General features: G+C 51.2%; 12 protein-coding genes. 1 reads left to right on the forward strand and 11 read right to left on the reverse strand.

The window, feature by feature from the left end:
• Nucleotides 1-50: 50 nt before the first annotated feature.
• The 3 genes from ACOCF6_RS03760 to ACOCF6_RS03770 form a co-directional block, all read right to left on the reverse strand.
• The gene (locus ACOCF6_RS03760; RefSeq protein ID WP_482459050.1) at nucleotides 51-1,400 is read right to left on the reverse strand and encodes an oligosaccharide flippase family protein; all 1,350 of its coding nucleotides are present in this window, start codon (nucleotides 1,398-1,400) and stop codon (nucleotides 51-53) included.
• Nucleotides 1,397-2,602 carry a non-hydrolyzing UDP-N-acetylglucosamine 2-epimerase gene (gene wecB, locus ACOCF6_RS03765; protein ID WP_482459051.1) on the reverse strand — a complete coding sequence of 402 codons (1,206 nt, stop codon included), beginning with the start codon at nucleotides 2,600-2,602 and terminating at the stop codon, nucleotides 1,397-1,399. Before wecB ends, ACOCF6_RS03760 begins: the two co-directional genes overlap by 4 nt.
• Nucleotides 2,603-2,921: 319 nt before the next feature.
• Nucleotides 2,922-3,449 (reverse strand): acyltransferase, encoded by a 528-nt coding sequence (locus ACOCF6_RS03770; RefSeq protein ID WP_482459052.1) that lies wholly within the window; start codon nucleotides 3,447-3,449, stop codon nucleotides 2,922-2,924.
• A gap of 458 nt (nucleotides 3,450-3,907) precedes the next feature.
• Here ACOCF6_RS03770 and ACOCF6_RS03775 point away from each other — a divergent pair, with 458 nt between their 5' ends.
• Nucleotides 3,908-5,089 (forward strand): IS630 family transposase, encoded by a 1,182-nt coding sequence (locus ACOCF6_RS03775; RefSeq protein ID WP_482459053.1) that lies wholly within the window; start codon nucleotides 3,908-3,910, stop codon nucleotides 5,087-5,089.
• Between the two features lie 225 nt (nucleotides 5,090-5,314).
• Here ACOCF6_RS03775 and ACOCF6_RS03780 read toward each other — a convergent pair whose 3' ends face one another.
• The 8 genes from ACOCF6_RS03780 to ACOCF6_RS03815 all read right to left on the reverse strand — a co-directional run bounded on the left by ACOCF6_RS03780 (nucleotide 5,315) and on the right by ACOCF6_RS03815 (nucleotide 20,910).
• On the reverse strand, nucleotides 5,315-13,816 hold the full coding sequence (locus ACOCF6_RS03780) for a multicopper oxidase domain-containing protein (RefSeq protein ID WP_482459054.1): 8,502 nt from the start codon (nucleotides 13,814-13,816) through the stop codon (nucleotides 5,315-5,317).
• 25 nt (nucleotides 13,817-13,841) lie between these two features.
• Complete coding sequence (locus ACOCF6_RS03785; RefSeq protein ID WP_482459055.1) at nucleotides 13,842-14,114, reverse strand: hypothetical protein; 273 nt, start codon at nucleotides 14,112-14,114, stop codon at nucleotides 13,842-13,844.
• Between the two features lie 381 nt (nucleotides 14,115-14,495).
• Entirely contained in the window at nucleotides 14,496-16,226 is a 1,731-nt protein-coding gene (locus ACOCF6_RS03790; protein WP_482459056.1) for a type 1 periplasmic-binding domain-containing protein, read from the reverse strand.
• A 107-nt stretch (nucleotides 16,227-16,333) separates the two neighbouring features.
• A complete protein-coding gene (locus tag ACOCF6_RS03795; RefSeq protein WP_482459057.1) occupies nucleotides 16,334-16,918 on the reverse strand; it encodes an SCO family protein in 585 nt (194 codons plus the stop codon).
• A gap of 105 nt (nucleotides 16,919-17,023) precedes the next feature.
• The gene (locus ACOCF6_RS03800; RefSeq protein ID WP_482459058.1) at nucleotides 17,024-17,737 is read right to left on the reverse strand and encodes an FKBP-type peptidyl-prolyl cis-trans isomerase; all 714 of its coding nucleotides are present in this window, start codon (nucleotides 17,735-17,737) and stop codon (nucleotides 17,024-17,026) included.
• 78 nt (nucleotides 17,738-17,815) lie between these two features.
• Nucleotides 17,816-18,400, reverse strand: coding sequence for an SCO family protein (locus ACOCF6_RS03805; RefSeq protein ID WP_482459059.1), 585 nt, complete (start codon nucleotides 18,398-18,400; stop codon nucleotides 17,816-17,818).
• 26 nt (nucleotides 18,401-18,426) lie between these two features.
• A complete protein-coding gene (locus ACOCF6_RS03810) occupies nucleotides 18,427-20,205 on the reverse strand; it encodes an ABC transporter substrate-binding protein (RefSeq protein ID WP_482459060.1) in 1,779 nt (592 codons plus the stop codon).
• 24 nt (nucleotides 20,206-20,229) lie between these two features.
• Complete coding sequence (locus ACOCF6_RS03815) at nucleotides 20,230-20,910, reverse strand: hypothetical protein (RefSeq protein ID WP_482459061.1); 681 nt, start codon at nucleotides 20,908-20,910, stop codon at nucleotides 20,230-20,232.
• Nucleotides 20,911-21,046 lie beyond the last annotated feature (136 nt).

Below are 21,046 nucleotides of genomic sequence, written 5' to 3' on the forward strand. Positions count from 1 at the left end.
AGATGAAGTTTTTAATAAATTAAGATTATTTTTTCCTAGAGGAGGCGTAATTAAAATATTTTTTTAACTGCGTATATCGAAACCAATGTAGTATGAAACAAATAAGCAATCAGAGTAGCTAATGCTAATCCAAGTGCGCCAAATCCTAAATTTATAAACAATAAACTGCAACCGATAAGGCATGAAGCCCAAAGTAGATTAAATACCAACCCTAACCACATTCTACTTTTGCTAGCAATGGCCTGCCCCACAACATTATTTATAGATATCAGTACCGTACTCAAGAGCAAACACACCAACACACTGCGTCCCTCTTCAAAGCCCTTGCCATAACTCTTCATGACCAACGGTGCAAGCAGTGCAAGCGGAATTGCAACCGCGATTGCTGCCCCTCCATTTACCAATATATTATATTTCAACACGTTCTGATAATCATAACGTTTTTTATGTTCAGTTAGACTTGATAGCATTGGCATTGCAACCATACCTACCATACTCGGGATGAATGACACTACTGAACTCCACTGATTAGCAGCATCGTAAAGGCCCATCTGGGAGTACCCTCCCGGTTGATTAACTAGAATAGCATTACATGCCCATATTACGGGACTAACGAGAACCCCCCCTAATGCTGCAGGCAAACTGTACTTCCAAAGTAGTGGCCATTCGTTTAAACAACCATCAAGGTTGAATGGAACATTATTGTGAAGCGCCACTTTGCGCAGAGCGAAGTGGTTAAGTGTCCAACAAATTACAATATTGGCACAGAGCGCCCAAACTGTACCACGTAGCCCACCAAAGTATGCCCCACTAACTAGTAATGGAAAAGATATTAATCCAACATAGAGATTTACCACCGCGATTGTCTTGAATGCTTCAAAGCCAGCCAAAGCACCGGTTTGGCTTCCATTAAGAGCACTAATAAACAGAATTACAGCACCTATGCGTAACTCACCCGCAAGATGCGGTGCATTAATTGTATGAGAAGCCAGCAATGGGGCAAAGATAAGCATCCCTAACGACACTATCGCCCCAGTCACCGCAGCAAAAAGCCCTGAAATAGCCATGACGCGCCCGGCTCTTACCGGATCTGTCAATTTGAACTCAGCTACATGCTTAGTTGCTGTTACCCCCAGACCAAATCCGGCAAAAACTAGAAACATATTCATCGTTGATCGAATAATGCCGAATTCACCAAAAACTTCGCGTCCGAGCATCCTGGCCACAAGAATGGAAGCTATAAGCATAAGGGCGCGAGAGATTACCGCACCCAAAATGGACCAGAAAAAACCTCGAGCCATCCTTGTACCAATTTCCGAAGAATCTATACGCTCTGCATAGGGTCGAAGCACTCGAGGACAAAGACCATATAATAAATAGCGCAGGGAAATAGATCTCATTTATTTGTGGTTGCACACTGTTGTAGAATTTTTACAATGATCTGAGCGGAACAACCATTTCCATATGGATTGTGGGCCTGACTCATTTTATTGTATAATTCACGGTCTACTAACAATTTATCTGTCTCAGAGATTATTTGCTTTCGGTCCGTCCCTACGAGTCTAACTGTACCTGCGGCAATCGCTTCAGGTCGTTCTGTTGCGTCACGCATAACAAGAACCGGCTTCCCTAAAGATGGTGCTTCTTCCTGTACTCCACCAGAATCAGTGATAATTAGGTAGGATTGGTTCATTAACCAGACAAAGGGGAGGTAATCCAGTGGCTCAATCAGATGAACGTTTTTGACGCAAGCGAGTATACGTTTTACTGGCTCCTGTACTAATGGATTGAGGTGAACTGGGTACACAATTTCAACATCCGGATGATTCTCAGCAATTTCCTTGAGAGCAAAGCAAATATTTTCGAATCCTTCACCGAAATTTTCTCTTCTGTGGCCAGTGACAAGGATAATCTTTGATTTATCTCGGCTCAGTTTTTTGCATTTTGTTTTTTTGACTGTCTCTGTACCTGTAAAAACACTTTGGAGGTTCATATTTTTTGCAACCAAACCTTGTTCAATCTTCCGGCCAAGATTTTCGTTGGCTATTTTTTCTCTAGCAATTAATAAAGCATCAATTACAGTGTTGCCAGTAACATGAATAGTTGAGTTAATTACTCCCTCACGTAGCAAATTCTGACGAGCCTGCTCAGTAGGTGCAAAATTAATATCTGCCACGCAACTGGTAAAACAACGATTAATCTCTTCAGGGAAAGGTGCACGTTTGTTCCCAGTGCGCAAACCAGCTTCCACATGGCCAACTGTGATGCCTGCATAAAAGGAAGCCAGTGAAGCTGCCATAGTAGTAGTTGTGTCACCATGGACCAGAACAATATCAGGATAAAAATCCTTTAGTACGGGGACTAACCCCAGCAGAACACTACAGGTGACATCTGTTAGGCTCTGTTCGGGCTTCATGATATTTAGATCGTAGTCGGGTATGATTTCGAAGAGGTCCAACACCTGATCAAGCATCTGGCGATGCTGGGCGGTGACACAGACACAAACAACAAACTTATCGGGATGCTTCTGCAATTCCTTTACCACCGGTGACATCTTGATTGCCTCTGGCCGGGTCCCAAATACTACCAAAATACGTTTCATATAATACCTACAGACATATTTGAATAAGATTAATTAGTAATACAAAATACAATTTTCAAACTCAAATTCTAATAAATAAGATGGAATCTTACTAATGTTCGTGGCAGCAAGATACTCTCCAAATTAGTTTTATGAGCGTGATTGTAATCTGGTAATCGATCAGAAAGTATCAAGTGTCTGGTTGGCAGGTTAACATCATTTAAATGTAGACTAAACCAGTTTAGCTCATTCCCACCATCATAATATCTTTTCTTAAGCTGAATTGACATCCTCACGGTCACATTTCATCACGTAAATTCACACTTGACATATTAAGTCATCAATAAAAATCATGTGGAAAATCTTCATTTAGAGCTAAGTCTTTTATTCTGATCGCTGGCACACCAACATAGAGGCCGTGCGGATCAGTATCTCTTACCACAATGGCTCCGGCTCCGATTACGCATCCCTCTTCGACTGTTACCCCAGGTAAAATTACGCAACCTATTCCAAGCCAACTTCCCCGTTTAATTCGTACTGATTTGCATATTAATGGATCTAAAGGCCATCGTCTTATTACACTGGACCTCATTGCATGGGTGCCTGTGAGTATTTTTACATATGGGCCAATTCGCACATATTCATCTAAAATTACGCACGCACTTCCATCAATAAAAGAACCTATGTTAATAAACGTACCTTTACCCATGACTAAATTAGGTCCACCGATAAAAACATTAGATGCTATAAGTGCTGACTTATCAAGGTGTGCCCCACAAAACCTAAGCAGAATCAATCTGATTTTTGATAGGCATAAACCTGATGATTGAATAAAGTTTACGAACTTCCAAATTTTAGAATTAACCATAATTTTACTTTATCAAAAGCAGGTTGAATATATAAATTAGCTATTATTATGAAGTATTTTTACGATATAACTGTTTGACAGTGTTATCAGAAAAGCCTACTTTACGCAATCACTTTGCCAAATTGATTTTTTACGTTCACTCCAACGATGATAGTATCCTCTCCGAAATACACCCAAAACATCACACATAGGAATATGGAGTATGTCTTCTTCTCGGAATCTACGAACCGATATCGTAGCCGGATTAAATCGCGAAGAAGTCTGCTGGCATTTTTAATAAATCTCGTTGCAACTTCAAATGATGATTTCTTTTCTCAGCCGAGCCATTTCGGTATGAAGATCTTCTTTCACCGGAACAGACTTTAACTTTTTCAGATGACGTTATTAACCTCACTCTGTTATTATTACCTCGGCAAATAAATATATGAACTAATGCCAGTTTATGCTATAGTCCTTGCATGGAAAAAACTGATTCTCGAACCCTTAGTCAAGATGTCCAAGAAGCCCAGCGTCTCCAAATTATTCGCTTGCGAGAGGCTGGCCGTTCCAACAAAGAAACAGCTGAAATTGTTGGAGTTAGTAAGCCTCATAGCAGCACAGTCTGGCAGCGCTACAAAAAGCAAGGGCTAGATTCTCTCGTTAAAGGCAAACGCGGTCGCCGTCAAGGAGAACAACGTGATCTCACCCCTGAGCAAGAGGCAGAGATCAAAAAACTCATGATTGACAAGGCGCCGAACCAGCTCAAGCTTTCCTATGCCCTCTGGACTCGCGATGCCGTAAAGCTGCTGATTCAGCAACGCTTCAAATATGAGATGCCAATCCGAACCGTTGGCGAATATCTGAAGCGCTGGGGCTTCACCCCTCAGAAACCGGCTAAATGGGCGAAAGAGCAAAGCACTCCCGCTGTTGCCCGCTGGCTGCTTTCAGATTACCCCGCAATAGCTGCCAAAGCGAAACAGGAGAAAGCTGAAATCCACTGGGGCGATGAAACCGGCTTGCAAACGGGTGCCAATGTGGAAAAATGCTACTCGCTTAAAGGAAAGACGCCGGTTCTCAGGCAAACCGCAAAGCGCGAACGGATCAACATGATCTCCTCTATCACCAACCAAGGCCAGGTAAGGTTCATGTTCTACCGCGACAACATGAACAGCAAGCGGTCGATCGAGTTTATGCGCCGGCTAACAAAGGATACAGGGCGCAAGGTGTTTCTGATCCTGGACAACTTGAAAGTTCACCACAGCAAAATAGTTCAGGCATGGCTGGAAAAGAACAAGGCTAAAATTGAAGTATTCTACCTGCCATCCTACTCACCGGAACTGAATCCGGATGAATATCTCAACAACAGTCTCAAAGGCCGGGTCCATTCAGGTGAGCGAGCCCAGAATGCGAATCAGCTTGAATCAAAAGCCAGGAAACATATGCGAACCCTGCAAAACGATCGACTCAAGACAAAGAAGTTTTTCAAACATCCATGCATTAACCGGTTGAAGGAAGCAATCATTCCAGCCGTTTTTTTTTCATCGCTGATGGTGGCACCTTCTGCCGTCGCAACACCAAACTCTCCTTATCTTCGACAATCCATTCAACCATCTCGCCCCGCTCGAACTCCAGCGCCTGTGCCACAGCTGCCGGGAAGTTGATATACCACTGTTCGCTCTGCTTGCGCTTGATCAACTGGACCTTGGTTGGATAGCCCATAGCCGCACCTCCTAATCTAGTTATAAGTCTAGATAATATTATACAAAAAAACGAGAGTTGCAAGCTCTCGTTTCTAAAATGTCTAGTAAAAGGCCAAAGTCAAGAGGGTGGCTAATTAAAAAATTAGCCACCCAATAAATATTAAACATTAAATTTGAGCCGGGGCGTTAAAGAACTACACAAGGTGTTGAGCTGACAATATAACTACTCGGTGTATACCCTGTTAATGTAGCTCTTACTTGGTAAACATAAGTTCCAGTTGTCCTTCCAGTTAAGTAGACAGTTGTATTAGCCGTAGTCGTAGTGAGAACTGTTGCAAAAGCACCACCATCTTTCGACTCTTGGAGTTCATAGGTCACACCTGGAGTAGCAGACGCTCCCCAAATAATTCCTACAGATCCATTACTACTGTTTGGTTGATTGCCTATTGAAACAGGCACACCCGCAACCAGAGGTATTGCGACTACTGCAGGAGTACTACTTACCAAGTACGCACTTGGTGTATACCCTGTCAATGTAGCTCTTACCTGGTAAACATAAGTTCCAGTAGTTCTTCCAGTTAAGTAGACAGTTGTATTAGCAGTAGTCGTAGTGAGAACTGTTGTAAAAGCACCACCATCTTTCGACTCTTGGAGTTCATAGGTCACACCTGGAGTAGCAGAAGCCCCCCAAATAATTCCTACAGATCCATCACTACTGTTTGGTTGATTGCCAATAGAAACAGGCACACCCGCAACCAGAGGTATTGCGACTACTGCTGGAGTACTACTTACCAAGTAGGCACTTGGTGTATACCCTGTCAATGTAGCTCTTACCTGGTAAACATAAGTTCCAGTAGTTCTTCCAGTTAAGTAGACAGTTGTATTAGCTGTAGTCGTAGTGAGAACTGTTGTAAAAGCACCACCATCTTTCGACTCTTGGAGTTCATAGGTCACACCTGGAGTAGCAGAAGCCCCCCAAATAATTCCTACAGATCCATCACTACTGTTTGGTTGATTGCCAATAGAAACAGGCACACCCGCAACCAGAGGTATTGCGACTACTGCTGGAGTACTACTTACCAAGTAGGCACTTGGTGTATACCCTGTCAATGTAGCTCTTACCTGGTAAACATAAGTTCCAGTAGTTCTTCCAGTTAAGTAGACAGTTGTATTAGCTGTAGTCGTAGTGAGAACTGTTGTAAAAGCACCACCATCTTTCGACTCTTGGAGTTCATAGGTCACACCTGGAGTAGCAGAAGCCCCCCAAATAATTCCTACAGATCCATCACTACTGTTTGGTTGATTGCCAATAGATACTGGAGTAGAAACTGTTAAAACGTTTATCGTTACCACTGCAGCAGCAGAAGTAGCAGTAACACCATTGTTGTAGAACACCTTGGCGGTCAGGCTGTGAGCCCCGGCTGCTGCCGGGGTGAACGACATGGTGTACCCGTTGAACGGCAGTACTGTCGGATCAATAATCCCCAGCGTAGTAGTGCCGTCATAGAACACCACCCAGGCTACCGTTGTGTTGGCAGCAGCTGACGGAGTAGCAGCCAGTGTAATGGCCGTTCCCAGATCAATTGCCGAACCTGTTAGCGGTGTGTCCAGCGTGATGGTCGGAGCAGTTGTAGCTGCAGTAACCGTTACCGCTGCCGACGTTGATGTGACGTTGTTGCTGAAGTAGGCAATCGCCGTCAGATTATGTGTGCCTGAAACAAGAGTCCATGATGTGCTGTAGGTTGATGCTGCGCCGGCTGTTACAGGACCTGTCAACAAAACACCATTATCATAGAACTCAACTTTGCTGACTGTTATGCCTGCCGGTGAAGTTGGCACAGGAACAGTGGCAGTAACGGTTATTACACCCGCTGTCAGGTTACCAGCTACAGGTGCGGTGATGGCCGTACGTCCAATGGTGATGGCGTTAGAGCCAGCTCTCCATGGGCTGGTGACAAAACCGGATGCAACTGATGGAACTGCACGGACCTGGTAGTAGTAGGTGCTGCCTGTAGGTTTATTAGTGAAGCTGAAACGTGGCAACAGACCGGTGTAGACAGTTGTGTACGGACCTGCGAGAGCAGTCGCTTCCTGCAGTTCGTAGTTAACTCCGGTTATGGCTGTACCGATCCAGCTGACCGTATAGCTGCCGGTGATGCTGCTGGCCGGAACCGTGAACGTACCTGGTGCCGGAGCGGTGTGCAAGGCATCGGTTACGGTCATCGGACGCATCATGTCATGCTCTTCATGTGACAGGATGTGGCAATGCCATACATAGGTACCCGTGATGTCAAATTTGGCTATGACGCGGGTGACATAACCCGGAGGTGAAGCAACCGTGTCTTTCCAGCCTGCATCCCAGGCATCGGGAGGAAGCGCAACGCCACCTGTGGTGTAGGTAGGCTGTGAGAAGATTTGATCGACAAAGTTATCGCCAGGAGGTGTGAAATACGGAAGTCCTGTTACCGGATTATTTCCCAGCAACAACGGCTGACGATTGATGACCTGGAAGGCTACCTGATGCAGGTGCATCGGGTGCGCATCGACTGTGGTGTTGACGATATCCCACTGTTCTACATCATTGAAACGGATGATTTCGGTAACAGGCATACCGGCCGGGTTGAAGCCACGGCTGTCGATGGTCGGCATGGTGCGACCGAAATTGTCGGTGATCTCCATCAAAGAGATGGTACGGGTGTTGTTCGGCGTCGGAATGGCCGGAATGACCGGACGCAAAACGGTAGTCGCTGCCGGTGTCGCTGCGACGGGGATAGTGGTATTCAGCGGCTGATTGACATCAAATGCCATGATTTCAGGGATGTCCAGTGACGGAGCAACAAAACCCGCGGTGTAATCGAAGTAACCGGGCCACGGCGTATCCGGGCCGAGGTTTTTCATCATGACGCGCGTACCGCTCGGAATAGTTGAAAAATCTACCAGAACATCTACACGTTCGCCAGGCATCAGGTCGAGTTCCTGACGTGAGACCGGACGATTGAGGAGACCCTGCTCGGAGCCGATCACCCAGATGGGGACGATGGCTGCAGGATTCGTAATAGTAATGGTAGCCGGCGCAGGTGGTGGCAAAGGATTAGGTATTGTTATCGTGGCAGGCAGATCACCGCGTAACAACTGCATGACCCAGGTACGTGAGTCGGTGCCGCCGATGAAACGCATGCGGTAGACACGCGGTTCAACATTGGTTTTACCGTAAACCACGCCATTGACGACCGGCATGTTGCCGAAGTATTCAAGCGTTGCACTCGGAGCGCCGTAGGGTGCTCCTGCTCCTGCAGCACTGAAGGGGGCTTTTACAACACCGGCTGTTCCGATGTTGTTGGCATTCAACAGCAATGGATCACCAGCAACATACGGAATGAAGTGACCGTCGGCTGCTTTCATCCAGTCAATCCGCTTGCAGGTTGTCGGGTCAGCAAGACCATCGACCGTCAGGGTGCAGCCAGGGGTGGTGAGGTCATAGACCGGGTAGTCCGGCATAGCCAGCTGGCCGTTGTTGTCGAAATGGCGGTCCTGCAGAGCAAAGCCGAGTTCATAAGGACCGCTAGGCAGTACATTGGCAGTGATCAGAGCCTGCTCGTTGGCATCGGTGATCGGGAAGAAGCCTGCCAAACCCATGTTGGTGTTGTTGTGGGTAGTGCCCATGGCATGGTCATGATACCAGATTGTGCTGGCTTCCTGATCCATGGGGTAGAAGTAGGTGCCTTCCGGACCATGCTGACGGGTGGAAACAAAGTCTTCACCTTTAATCGCAAAGTTCGGTGTGAACCAGGCGCTGGTCAGGCCATCGCTCTCGGGGCCGACGTGCGCGCCGTGAACATGGGTAGTGATACGGTTATACGGGAAACAGTTAAGGGCAACTGTGCCGCAGTCAACCGATGGATCGAGACCTGTCGGCGCTTCGTTGGGCAGGTCGTTCAGCCACTGGACACGGATCGGACGCCCTCTGGTCCCCTTGATGGTCGGGGCCGGGAAGTGCCAGATGCCGGAAGTTCCATAGGTGCCATTGGTAAACGGTGTTGGTGCGTTGCCGGTTACCTGTACTCCTGCAACGACACCCGGTTTGGTGGTATCGACATAGGGCGGTGTCCATAATTGACCACCGGAACCATAGCCGTATACCTGGGTTGTCGTAACCGGATTGCCGCCTGCATCACGCAGGCCGGGGCCGCCGCCGAAGATGCCCTGAACAGCCAAAGGCTGGGCAAATTTCCTGGCGGTAATGGTGTAACAATCTTCTGTACTGGCCTGATCAGCAGGACTGGCAATGAGCTTTTTATTCCCGCAGGTTGTCGGGAAACCCAGTTTAATGGCATCCGCATTCGAATACGGCACATAGGTGAAGTAATCAGCCAGTGCGTTGGGGATGATATTCTCCCACGATGTCTGGGATGCTCCGGTCAGAAGCTGTTTACTGAAGGCCGGCATGGTAACAAGCGCCGGAGCCAGTGTTACGGTACAGCCGTTAGCTGCTGTGGTATACGGGAAGGTAGAGAAGCCTGCAGCAACGGCCTTGACACGATAGAAGTAGGTGCCGTTAGCTTTGCCTCTGACCTCATGGGAAAGGCCGATAATACCTGCCACTGCAGTGGTATTGGCAGGCGGGAAGTTGTTAAATGTTGACTCTTCCAGGGTGTAGGTGGCACCCGGAGTAGTAGATGCACCCCAGGTCACGGTATAAATACCGTTGGTGCTGGTGGCCGGCACATAGATCGATGCCGGTGCAACTGTCGGGTAAGAAACGACACAACCATTGGCACCGACAGTATAGGTGCTGTTACCCAGCGTCGGTGATACGGCCATGACGCGGTAGTAATACACCGTACCGTTGGCCTTGCCGGTGATATTTGCCGATAAAGCTGCTCCTGCATTTATGGATGTAACTGTAGTGAAGGCAGGGGTTGTGGATTCTTCCAACATGTAGGTAACAGGCGGCAGGGTCGTGGCTGTAGGGGATGCTCCCCAGGAAACGGTGTAACTGCCGTTGGTGCTGCCGGCCGGCACCGTGATACTGGCGGGTGCTTCTGCCTGTACGACCGTAATGGTTCTTGTTGCAGAAAGCAGCGAAACGACACCGTTGGTGTCGGTTGCTGTGGCGGCCAGGACGTAGGTACCAGGTGTGGCTGTGGTCCAGTTGTAACTGTAGTTGAACGGGGCAACGGCGGTCGGCAGGAATGTGCCGGTGCCGTAGAGGGCTCCATTGACATAAATGCTGATTGAGGCGATCTTCAACCCGGTGGTAGCGGTTGCAGTGGCACTGATGGTGACCGGGTTTGTGCCGTACGGTACCTGGGCGCCATCTGCCGGAGCGGTCAAGGAGGCTATCGGTTTGATTCGCGTGCCCACGACACGGTTCACTATGTTTGAATAGGGCGAGGCACCAGCTGCGTTGTAGGCAGAAACGCGGTAGTAGTAACGAATGCCGGTTACCAAAGGTGCCGTATCTGTAAAGGTGGTGGCATTGGCAAGCGCTTTGGTTGTCAGGTTCGTCCATTGGTTGGATACGAACTGATTTGTTGTTGAGGTGTTTATGGCGGAAGCTGCGGTACATGAGCCAAAACAACGCTGGATTGTAAAGCCGATTTCGTTCTGGGGATTACCCAGAGATGTAGCGGCCGGGGTCGGGTCGACCCAGGTAAGTACTGCGCCGGCAGAAACTGTCGACAAGGTCGGGGCAGGCGGCACCGTATTAGTTACGGTCAGCACGATCGGGCGCATCATGTCCATCTCTTCATGGGACAGTATGTGACAGTGCCAGACGTACTCCCAACCGAAGGATGTCATAACGTTGGTCACCGGTGTGGGCCTGGCCTGTCCGGTCAACCAGTCGACGTTATTAAAGCCCATGGCGGAATTGATAGGAATTGCCGGGTTGAGCGGACGCAGACTGTTGGCAATCCCGAAGGGCAGCATTGGTGCTACCGGACGTACAGCCACAATAGTATCCATCAGCGGACTGATTCTGACTGTGTCTTTCCAGCCAAGTTCGTTGGGGTCAGGGCGGGCGATGCGGCCATCCCAGCCAAGACGGTTGATCAGTTGTACATCAAAGATATGGAAGTGGATCGGGTGGGTATCAACACCGTTGTGAGAGATATCCCAGATCTGGGTGCCGTCAGCCAGGGTCTGCAATATAGTGGCGCTGACCTTGACCGGACCGGCAGGTGAGTTAATGATGGTTTCCGAAGGCAGGTCGGAATAGCCGTACAGAATCAGCAAGGCATTGAGGGTTGTCGGATTCGGAATCTGCATGGCCAGGTTGCCGCTCATGCGACCGTAGACCGGATCAAAGGAAGCACCCATTTCGTCATGGATCCCTTTAGGCTCCATCGGAACAACAACCGGCTTGCCTTCAGTGGTAATAAAGCTGAGTGAATGCTGATTCAAGGAAGAGCGCAGGCCCCACCAAGGGTAGGCAGTCGGGATGAGCGTTGCCGGATAAGCGGCCTGGTACTCGGCCTGGGCAACGATAATAGGCTCCTGCGCCCGCTGGAAGAGGGGTTTAGCCGGTGCAGGGTTAACTGTCGTTATTGGTGCTGCCGAGGTGAATTCGGCATCCAAAGCAGCCTGGTTGAATGTGTAAGGCGGATCCACCGGGGTTGCCCGCACCACGATCTGCATGACTGTGTGGGTATTGGGACCAACACCAGGTAACGTACCTGTGCCGCCGACCCAGGTATGGGTGATGGGATCAAATGTGCCACCGGTTCCGTAGCCGCCGGTGGATCGCATATCTGGTGCCCCTGTATAGAAATCGTAACGGGGGTCCATGGCCGGCCAGGCGGTAGGCGCATCATTAAACAGGATCAGAGTCTGACCAGCATAGGCGCTGAAGTCGACGATGACGTCGGCACGTTCAGCCGGCATCAGTGCCAGTGACGTGTCCTGAACTACGCCCCACCAGAAGGCGGTCGGATCGGTAACATAGGTGATCGGCTGTGGGTGTCTGATTGCGGGTTTGGGAAGGAAGCCGCCATCGGTACCGATCTGGATCCAGCTAGGTCCCTGTGTGGCTGGGTCGGGAACACCACCCGCACGACCATCGGTTGGCCAGAGTGCCGGCCAGCCTGCAGTGGGTGCTGCCGGCAGCATCGCAACTTCGGTGCGATTGTCCAGACGACGCGGATCAGCAGGCGCTGCAACCGGACTAGCCTTGAAAAGCGAAAGGTTGAGACCACGGTCATTGGCCGCGTTCAGGATACGGAAGCGATATGCACGGGCATCAACTTCCAGTACCGGATACGGGGCGCCGTTGACGATTGGTGTATCCATGAACGCTTCCATCCCCATGGAGGGATGCGGCGTGGCCGGGATCAATGGCGGCTGACCGGGGGTGGTACAGGTCAGTGAATTGGGTATCAGGCAGTCGGCATCAAAATACGGGTTGGCAATCGGGCCGTTGGTTATGACCGTAGGCGGCATAAACCAGGGACCATAGAACCAGCGTCCGAAAGGGTTGATACCGCTGCCGTCCGGGTTGTAAGGGTTCTGGTTGGGCATGTAGACATGCGGCAGCCAGAGATCGCCGGTCACCGGAGGGCGGATACCGTTAACATCAGGGACGCCACTGCCCCAGTTCCAGAGAGGGTCGGCAGTACGGATATTTGCTGCATCAACAAAGGTTTTGTCCTGAATGATCAATGGAATCTGTTCGGGCGGAATAACGCCGCGGGCGATCAGGTCCTGTTCGTACTGATCAGTAATCAGGTAGCCGGAGGCTTCACCGGCATACACGTTGAGACGGGTGATACCGAAGGCGTGATCGTGGTAGAACATCAGACGGGCGCTCTGCTGATTGGAGTAGTAGAACGTCAGGGAACCGTCACCCGGATCGGGCATGTCGGGGACGTTCTGAACACTGACCCCTTTCGGATAGGGGGTATTCTCGGTAGCCGGCGTCATCCACTGGTGCGGGGTACCATCACTGATCCATGGTGTACGGCCGCCGTGCAGGTGGAGGGTTGCGCGGTTCTGGGTATAGCTGGCACAGGTATTGCCCGCAACGGTGTTGTCACAGGCCGCGCCCTGACCACGGGTAGCACCCTGAAAGGCCGGCCCTTTGCCGGCGCCCATAACCGAGGTGTCAACCGGGATAAAGAGATCGCCAGCCGCTCCGGGAGCAAGTCGGTTGGTAAACTTGATACGTACCGGTCGATCCCTCTGTGCAACGATTGACGGACCCAGATACTTTACCGGTTCAGGATTGACCGTATTGTCGGCAGCGGTACAAGCCCGTTGCGGGTTTCCGCACAAACCACCTCCGGTGGTGGCGGTACCCCGGTTGACCTGAACATAGCCGCGCAGCTTGGTGCCGCCGGCAGGAAGATCAGAGTGCAACTGCTGGTTGTATTCCACCAGATCGATTTCATAATAATCAGAACCAGGATAGGTGACAATATCCGGATTGGCTATTGTCAGGTAATTACCAAGACTGTTGGCCTTGGCTTTCCCCAGACCGGGCAGCTTGTCGACAAATTTTGTCAACGGCGGACTGAAGGCCCAGTTGGCAGTGGTGTTATAGTCGGGGACAGCCCAGGTACCGGTAACGGGGTCCTTGGGACCGGTCGGGACCGGCTTTGCCACACCTGCAATGGTTTGTACGCTGCAGAGACAGAGCAGCATCACTGCCAGCCCGAATCGCCACAAATGGTGTCTAGTTTGAGTTTTCATGGTTCCTCCCATTGGGTTATTCAAGCTATTGAGCGGCCGGCGTACTCTGGGCCGGCTGCGGAGCGCTCTGTTGCTGTTGATGAAGCTTTTCCCTGCGCAACTTGAGCGCATGGGCAGCTGCCTGGCGCTGGGCAGGGGTAATGCGCTGTTTTTGCTGTTTGCGCACATTCTCGGTTTTGGCTGCCAGTTCAGGCGTCATGGGGGCCGCGCTGTCGGCAGCGAAGACAAGCCCGCCACCCATTGACAGCAGAACCGTCATCATAAGGATTGCAATGGTGTTGAATACTTGTTTTTCCATGTTGTTCTCCTTTCGTAGTTAAATCCTGAATTGTATTGATACTGCTTGAAAGTCGGATATATGGCATACAGGTTAGGGTAAGGCGGTCCCTTCCGGTTGTTGACCGCTTGTGTCATGTTCAGCAGATACCATGCCAAAAACAGTGATATGCCTATGTTGCTAAAATTACGGTGGGTTTGTTTACGAGAACTGCTGCGGATGCCACGGGATCGTATCAATATGAGATTTTATGTCTCAATGTGCATTGTGGCTACAAGTTGTGCACCCACCGGTCGGGAGAATGCACAACCTGAAAACTCACAGTCTTTTGGCGGGCTGTATCGAGGCAATTTATAATCGGTTGTTTCTCGCCGAATCCACATCATGTGCAGCCGGCTGTACTTAATGTATAACCCAGCCGCTCATGGGAAGTAAGGCGGGGGAGGCACCAGGACCGAGCTGAATGATATAGCACCCCTTGGAGACATAACGCTGCCCCGGGCCAAAACTGATGCGCTCGTAATCCAGCACGGTCTTGTCCATCTGCATGCTCATGATATCCAGCAGATGATCGCGGTACAGATTATCAAACAGCAGCCACAAACCCTGCAGAGTGGTTTGCTGCAGCATGGCAATCGTTCTTGTGGTGATCCTGCGGCTGCCCAGATTGGCGGCGGTCGTCAGGATCGGAACTTTAGCGTCGCTGCCGTCCTTTGTCCCGACAAATGGGGTCAGGCGATAAGGAAAGGTGATAAAGACCCTGGAGCGGGCCGCTTCCGGGATGGCCGTGATCTGCGCGCCAAGGTAACCGGAGGAGACAAAAATCCTGGCCGGCTCCGCCAGCAAGGAGAGCAGGGTCGGCAGTTCTGATACCTGGCTGTCGTCACTCCAAAGCAACAGTATAGCGGGGACATGCTGTTTGATTAACTTTGCCAGGGTGCCCTGCTCGCGTAACTGCTGAGTGGTCACGGTCAAGGTGGTCACGGGCGGGCGCTCCAGCTGGCTCCAGGCGGTCGTAAATCCGTTAGCCAGAGCCTTCCCGGCGGGTGAGTCCTGGACAACCTGGACGATGTGCACGTCTGCGGGAAGAGTTTCGTCGCGGTTAAGATAACGGGCGGTCGCCTCCCCTTCCTGGTAATATCCCTTGCTGAAATAATAGGTATACCAGTTGGAATCGGCGACAACCGGCAGGTTGGTTATGGGAAACAGGCAGGGGAGACGCTGAGCTTCGCAGAAGTCATTGATCGGCCGCCAATCCTGATTGGAAATGCCGCCGAGAACGGCAAAGACTGGGTTTTTGGCATACAGGGCTGCAAGTTGCTGCTGCCAGGTCTCGGGTGGACCCTTCAATTCCCAGATATCCAGGGATATACGACGAAAGGCGTATTTCATATCAATGGTGGGGGTGTAGTTGAAGTGAATGAACTGGTCGTAGAGATCTGCCTGCTGGTTAGCCTCATCAACAAAAGCGTTCAGGGGTTTAAGCAGCGCTTCTCGATCCTCCGGGCTGACATCATCCGTAATGATGGTGGCAAAAGCAAAGGATTTTCCGGTGGCACCAGGCGAATAATCGGAAGACAACAGCTCCAGATATCCGATCAGGATCGACATATCACGGTCAACCAGCGGATAGCGCGGCATGACGTCATTGAAGATCTGGCCGCCGGGATCGGTGCCGAAGCGCAGGGAGGTTGCCAGGGTTTCCCGGTTGTATGCCGGCCGTTCCGCTACTGTTTTGGCATAGATGTAGCGCCCCGCACGGTCCTGAATGTCGTTCATTGATGGAGGACGGCGATACGGCTTATAGAGCAGTGCGCCGTTGGTCGGCGGTGTTACCACTCCGCCTTCAACGGACCCCAGCCCGGCACGGAGGTGACAACTGGAGCAGGAAAAGGCACGGCTGTCGACCTCCACGTCCCCCCGGATAAAGGCCGGCATGGGGGCACCGGAGGGAAGTATACCATCACGGTACATCCGCTCGCCTAGGCGGACAATCTCGGCTTTCGGAAGTTCGGGTGCAGCAGGTGGCGCTGGTGCCGTCCGTCCATCCACAGCGGGCAGGACCACCAGGGCGGCAAGTATGACCACCCGAAACAGGGATGTCAGGGCGTTTAATAGCTGGCGTAGAGTCATGGGATTTATCCTGACAACAGGTTGGGAGTATGCAGCGACTGGCGATGTATGACCCTGACCTGGGCAAGCGGAATTCAGGATTTTGCCAGATAAAGGCTTCAACACGTCTATTTTCCTATGACGTTCTGGTACTCTTCCAGGAACTCACGGGAACTCATGATACCGAACAGACGCACCCAGCTGCCATCCTTCGGGGAGCGGATCAGGTTCAGCGGGTAGTGGGACATCTTGTCGGGGATGTAGGCATTAAAACCTTTCATCACGGCATCGATGTCGGCCCGGCTGCCGGTCAGAAAGTCCCAGCCCGGCTTGGCCCGGTAGCGCTTCAGGTACTCCTTCATGACACTTGGCGAATCGTGTTCCGGATCGATGGTGATCGAGATCAGCCGCGGCATCTGGCTGCCGGCGCCCAGCTTGCCCTGCAGATTGGCGTAACCGGCCGACAGCACCGGACAGATGGTTGTGCAGGTGCCGTAGATAAAATCCACAATAACCGGCTGATCACTGTTCAGCAAGGAGGCGAGCCGCACTTTTTTCCCGTCCTGATTAATCAGGGCTACATTGGGAATGGTGTAGTGCTCTATGGTTCGTTTGTATTTTTTGCTGTCGGCCTGAGCCGAAGAAACCGACAGGACCATGGACATAAAAAGGATCAGAAGAACTGGGGCAATTGCTGTGAACACTTTTTTCATCTGGCACCTGTTGAGTTACGGAATTATGGATAATGGATTTTGAATGTTGGATGGAGTACAGTAGCAACATCCAACACTCAAAATTCATCATTGTTTTCAGGCAGGTTATTTCTTGGCCGGTTCTGCAGGTGCCACGGGCTTTACGGCCTCTGCTCCGGGATTAACCTCCAGCAACTCCACATCGAAGTTCAGAGTCGCACCCGGCAGGATCAGGTCACCGGCACCGTTATCGCCATAGGCCAGGTTCGGCGGGCAGACCAGTCGTGCCTTGCCTCCCGGTTTCATCTTCTGCAATCCTTCGGTCCAGCAGGAGATAACGCCGTTGAGCTTGAATTCCAGCGGTTTGTTGCGTTTATACGAACTGTCGAATTCGTTACCATCGATCAAGGCTCCACGATAATTGACCTTGACGGTATCGGTCGCCTTTGGCGAATCGCCCTTGCCTTCGGTGACGGGGATAAAGACCATGCCGCTGGAGGTCTTGACAGCGTTTTTCTCCTGGGAGGCCTTTTCAAGGTATGCCTTGCCGCCTGCGGCCTGTTTTTCACCCAAGGCCTTGCGCCGCGTTCGTGCCAGCTCCTGCATCTTCTGGTTATAGGCGGTGATGTCAAAATCGGGTTTTTTGCCGGCCCGGGTATCGTGAAGCCCCAGCAGTACGGTCTCAAGCTCCGCAGACGTCAGGTTGAATACGGACAGTGACCTGGCAACATTCGTACCGATTACATACAAGGTTTTCTGCTCTTCGGTCATGGGTTTGTCGGCGGCCTGCAGAGGGGCTGCGCAGAGGGCAAGCAGTGCAACAATGATCAGTTTCTTCATAAGTGTACCTTCCTTTTGTGATGTGTTCTTCTCTGGTGAAGACGGGTTTTTAAGACACCCGGCAGAATATGCTCCGCATTATTTGATGCCGACCTTCCGGACCTCATCCATGAACTCGGATGTGCTCATGATGCCGAACACTCTGACCCAGGAACTGCTCTGCGGGGTATGGATCAGGGTCAGGGCGTAATGGGACATCTTGTTCGGTATATAGGCATCAAAGGCTCGCATGACAGCATCGATATCTTTACGGTTGCCGGTCAGAAAATCCCAGCCCGGCTTGGCGCGGTAGCGTTTGAGGTATTCCCGCATGACCTTCGGGGTGTCGTGCTCAGGATCGATCGAAATAGATACGAGATGCACCTTCTGCGAATTGCTCCCAAGTTTCTGCTGCAGGTTGATGTAACAGGCAGACAGTACCGGGCAGATGGTGGTGCAGGTGCCGTAGATGAAATCGACAATCACAGGCTGCCCTGATTCCATAAGGCTTTTCAGACGCACGGGGGTGCCGTCCTGGTTAATGAGGGTTACATCCGGAATCTGGTAACGTTCCGTCGTACGCTTGTAGGTCCTGCTTTCAGCTGCGGCACCGGTTGACAGACAGACAAGCATCAGAACAATCATCAGGCGTAAGGCAGCTGCGGTCAGCTGATTATTTTTCATGGATAGAGGGCTCCGCTTCATAGTCTCTAAAATATTACCCAGTCACTTTTCCTGATCAGTTCAGGTTTCAAGCCGGGTGCAAGCTGGACGATGTAGCATCCTTTGGACACGTAGCGCTGGCCGGGACCGAAGCTGATACGTTCATAATCGATGCTGTCGGTGTCAGCCATCATGCCGATGACATCAAGGAGATAATCCCGGTAGTAATTGCGTCGGACATGCAGCATCATTTCAAACTGCTCTTCCATGATGACCAGGCCGTTTCCCTTGCCTGCCGGGTTAAAATCCCGCTTGACGGCCTGAAACGGCTCCAGCAACACTTTCGTCAATGCGAACAAGCTGGATGATATCCTCAGATTGCTGACCGGAATAGCCCGCTTCTGCATCCAGGCCCTGGTATTGACGTGAAACCTGTTCTCCGCTTCAATGCGGTACGGATAGCTGACATAGGTGAAGGAGCGGGCCGCTTCTGGTATCCTGCCGAGATCATGCTTCAGCAGTGTCGAAGAGACATGGACCCTGACAGGTGGCGTTATCTGTCCGGCGAGTTCTGCAAGTGCGGACTCTGTACCTGCCGCAGTCCAGAGCAGGATAACTGCAGGCGCTGCCTTCTCAGACAGCCTGCGGATAGTGGCTGCGGAAACCGTCTCACCGGGCGTAAGCTGTACCGTAACGGGCGCACGTCTGCCTAGGTCCTTCCAGGCGTTTTGAAATCCGCTCGACACGGCCCTGGCACGGTCCGTATCATCTACAATCTGCAGGAGCGGCAGATCGGCACCCGCTTCGCTGCTGCGCGCCAGGAATCTCGCAGCGGCTTCACCTTCCTGATAGGCTCCTTTGGAAAAATAGAGGGTGTACCAATCCGTATCGGAAATTACCGGCAGGTCGGTAACCGGCAGGAGGCAGGGGATTTTATTCTGTTCGCTGAAACCGTGGATAGGCTGCCACCCCGCAGACGAGAGCCCGCCCAACAGGGCAAACACCGGTTCTTTGCGGTAGCGCTCCTCCAGCTGGCTCCGCCAGGTTGCAGGAGGGCCGGTCAACTCCCAGCGCGATAACGTAAACATCGGGTAGTTAAAATCAGCCGCTTTGATGTCTGGGCCATACTTGAGGTATTTGTTTCTCAGCTTGGCCTTGCGATTATGATCTTCTATGACCGCATCCAGCATGGCAAACATTTCGCTGCGCTGCCCGGACGGGACATCGCCCGCTATGACAGTTGCAAAACGTATCTCCTGCTTCGAGACCCCGGGGGAATGTTCGGCCGATAGCGTCTTCAAGTAGGCTATCAGAATTGCCATATCACGGTCATCGATCAGGTAGCGGGGCATGATGTCGTTCAACTGCCGACCGGTCGGGTTGGTCCCGCTGCGAATAACCTCGGCAAGTGCTGCATCAGTATAGGCAGGGCGATACAGGGGTTTAGCCGCAGGGTTGTCCATCATGGATTTTCTGGGTTTTGTCGGATCCGGAATAACAGGGTTGTACTGGTAATACGGCTTAAAAAGTTTCAAACCATTGGTCGGGGGGGAAAGAACCTGTCCCTCCACCGAGCCGATACCGCTGTGCAGATGGCAGCTAACGCAGCTGAATGCCGAGCCGGGGACATGGACATCCCCCTTAATGACCGCCTGCATTTCTTCGCCGGAAGGGAGCAGGCCATTGCGATACATCTTTTCCCCCAGCTTCACGATCTCTCCGGAGGGTGGCAGCACAGAATCCTGCCGGGCAAAGCTCATCCCAGGCAGTACGATAATGAACACCAGTGACAACAGGGCTGTTGCAGCTGTGAATGTTTTAGTCATGCCAGGATATCCTTCAAATGATAATCAAGGTTTGGGGCGGACGGGGGTCAATTCGCGGGCCCGCTTGTTCCTGGTGGCCAAATCATGCGGGGATGCATCTCTGGCAACCAGGACGTTTACTGCCAGTACATAGTCATCCTGGTAATCAAGAATTCCGTCATTATTCAGGTCAATGCGCTGTTTTTCATCTGCCTGGATGTCTTTCAGGTAGGCAATGAAACCTTTCATACTGAGATCACCGCTAAGCGGCGGTGCAACCGTCAACGGCACAGTTTGACTGTCGTTCCCTTGTTGAACGACTACGGCAGACTTCCAGGAACCGGCATCCGGCAACAGTTCCAGTTGCCATACTCCGGCCTCGATCTGTTTAACGGTGATCAGGCGCCCTTCAATGCAGGCAAAATTGGGTGCCGTGGCATCAGTTGTCTTAATTTTCAATGTCAGTTCAATATGCGTCTGACCATCACTGAGTGCAACCTGGGGCTTTTGCTTCACTGTATCTGCGGCGGGGTTTGAAAACAAGCGTAGCAGGGCATCAGGCGTCTTCTGTCCTGAGAAGGTACGAAAATGTTCCAGGACTGAAGTAGCGGCAGCTGGGCTGATATTTGAGGCAGGTGCCGTTTCCGGAGGGGCGGCCTGGGCATGCGGGGAAATTAGCAATGTCAGCAGAAGTGTGGCGACGATTCGAATCAAAGGAATGTTCATGTATGCTCCACTCTTTACGGAATTGAGTTTCTGATAATGCATACTGTATGTCAAGAAACGTGCCTAACAACATCATATGTTGATATCGAGTAACTTCAGCATGATACGGATATTAATACCACAAAACTGTATCAAG

The sequence above is a fragment of the Geobacter psychrophilus genome (genome assembly GCF_056821595.1).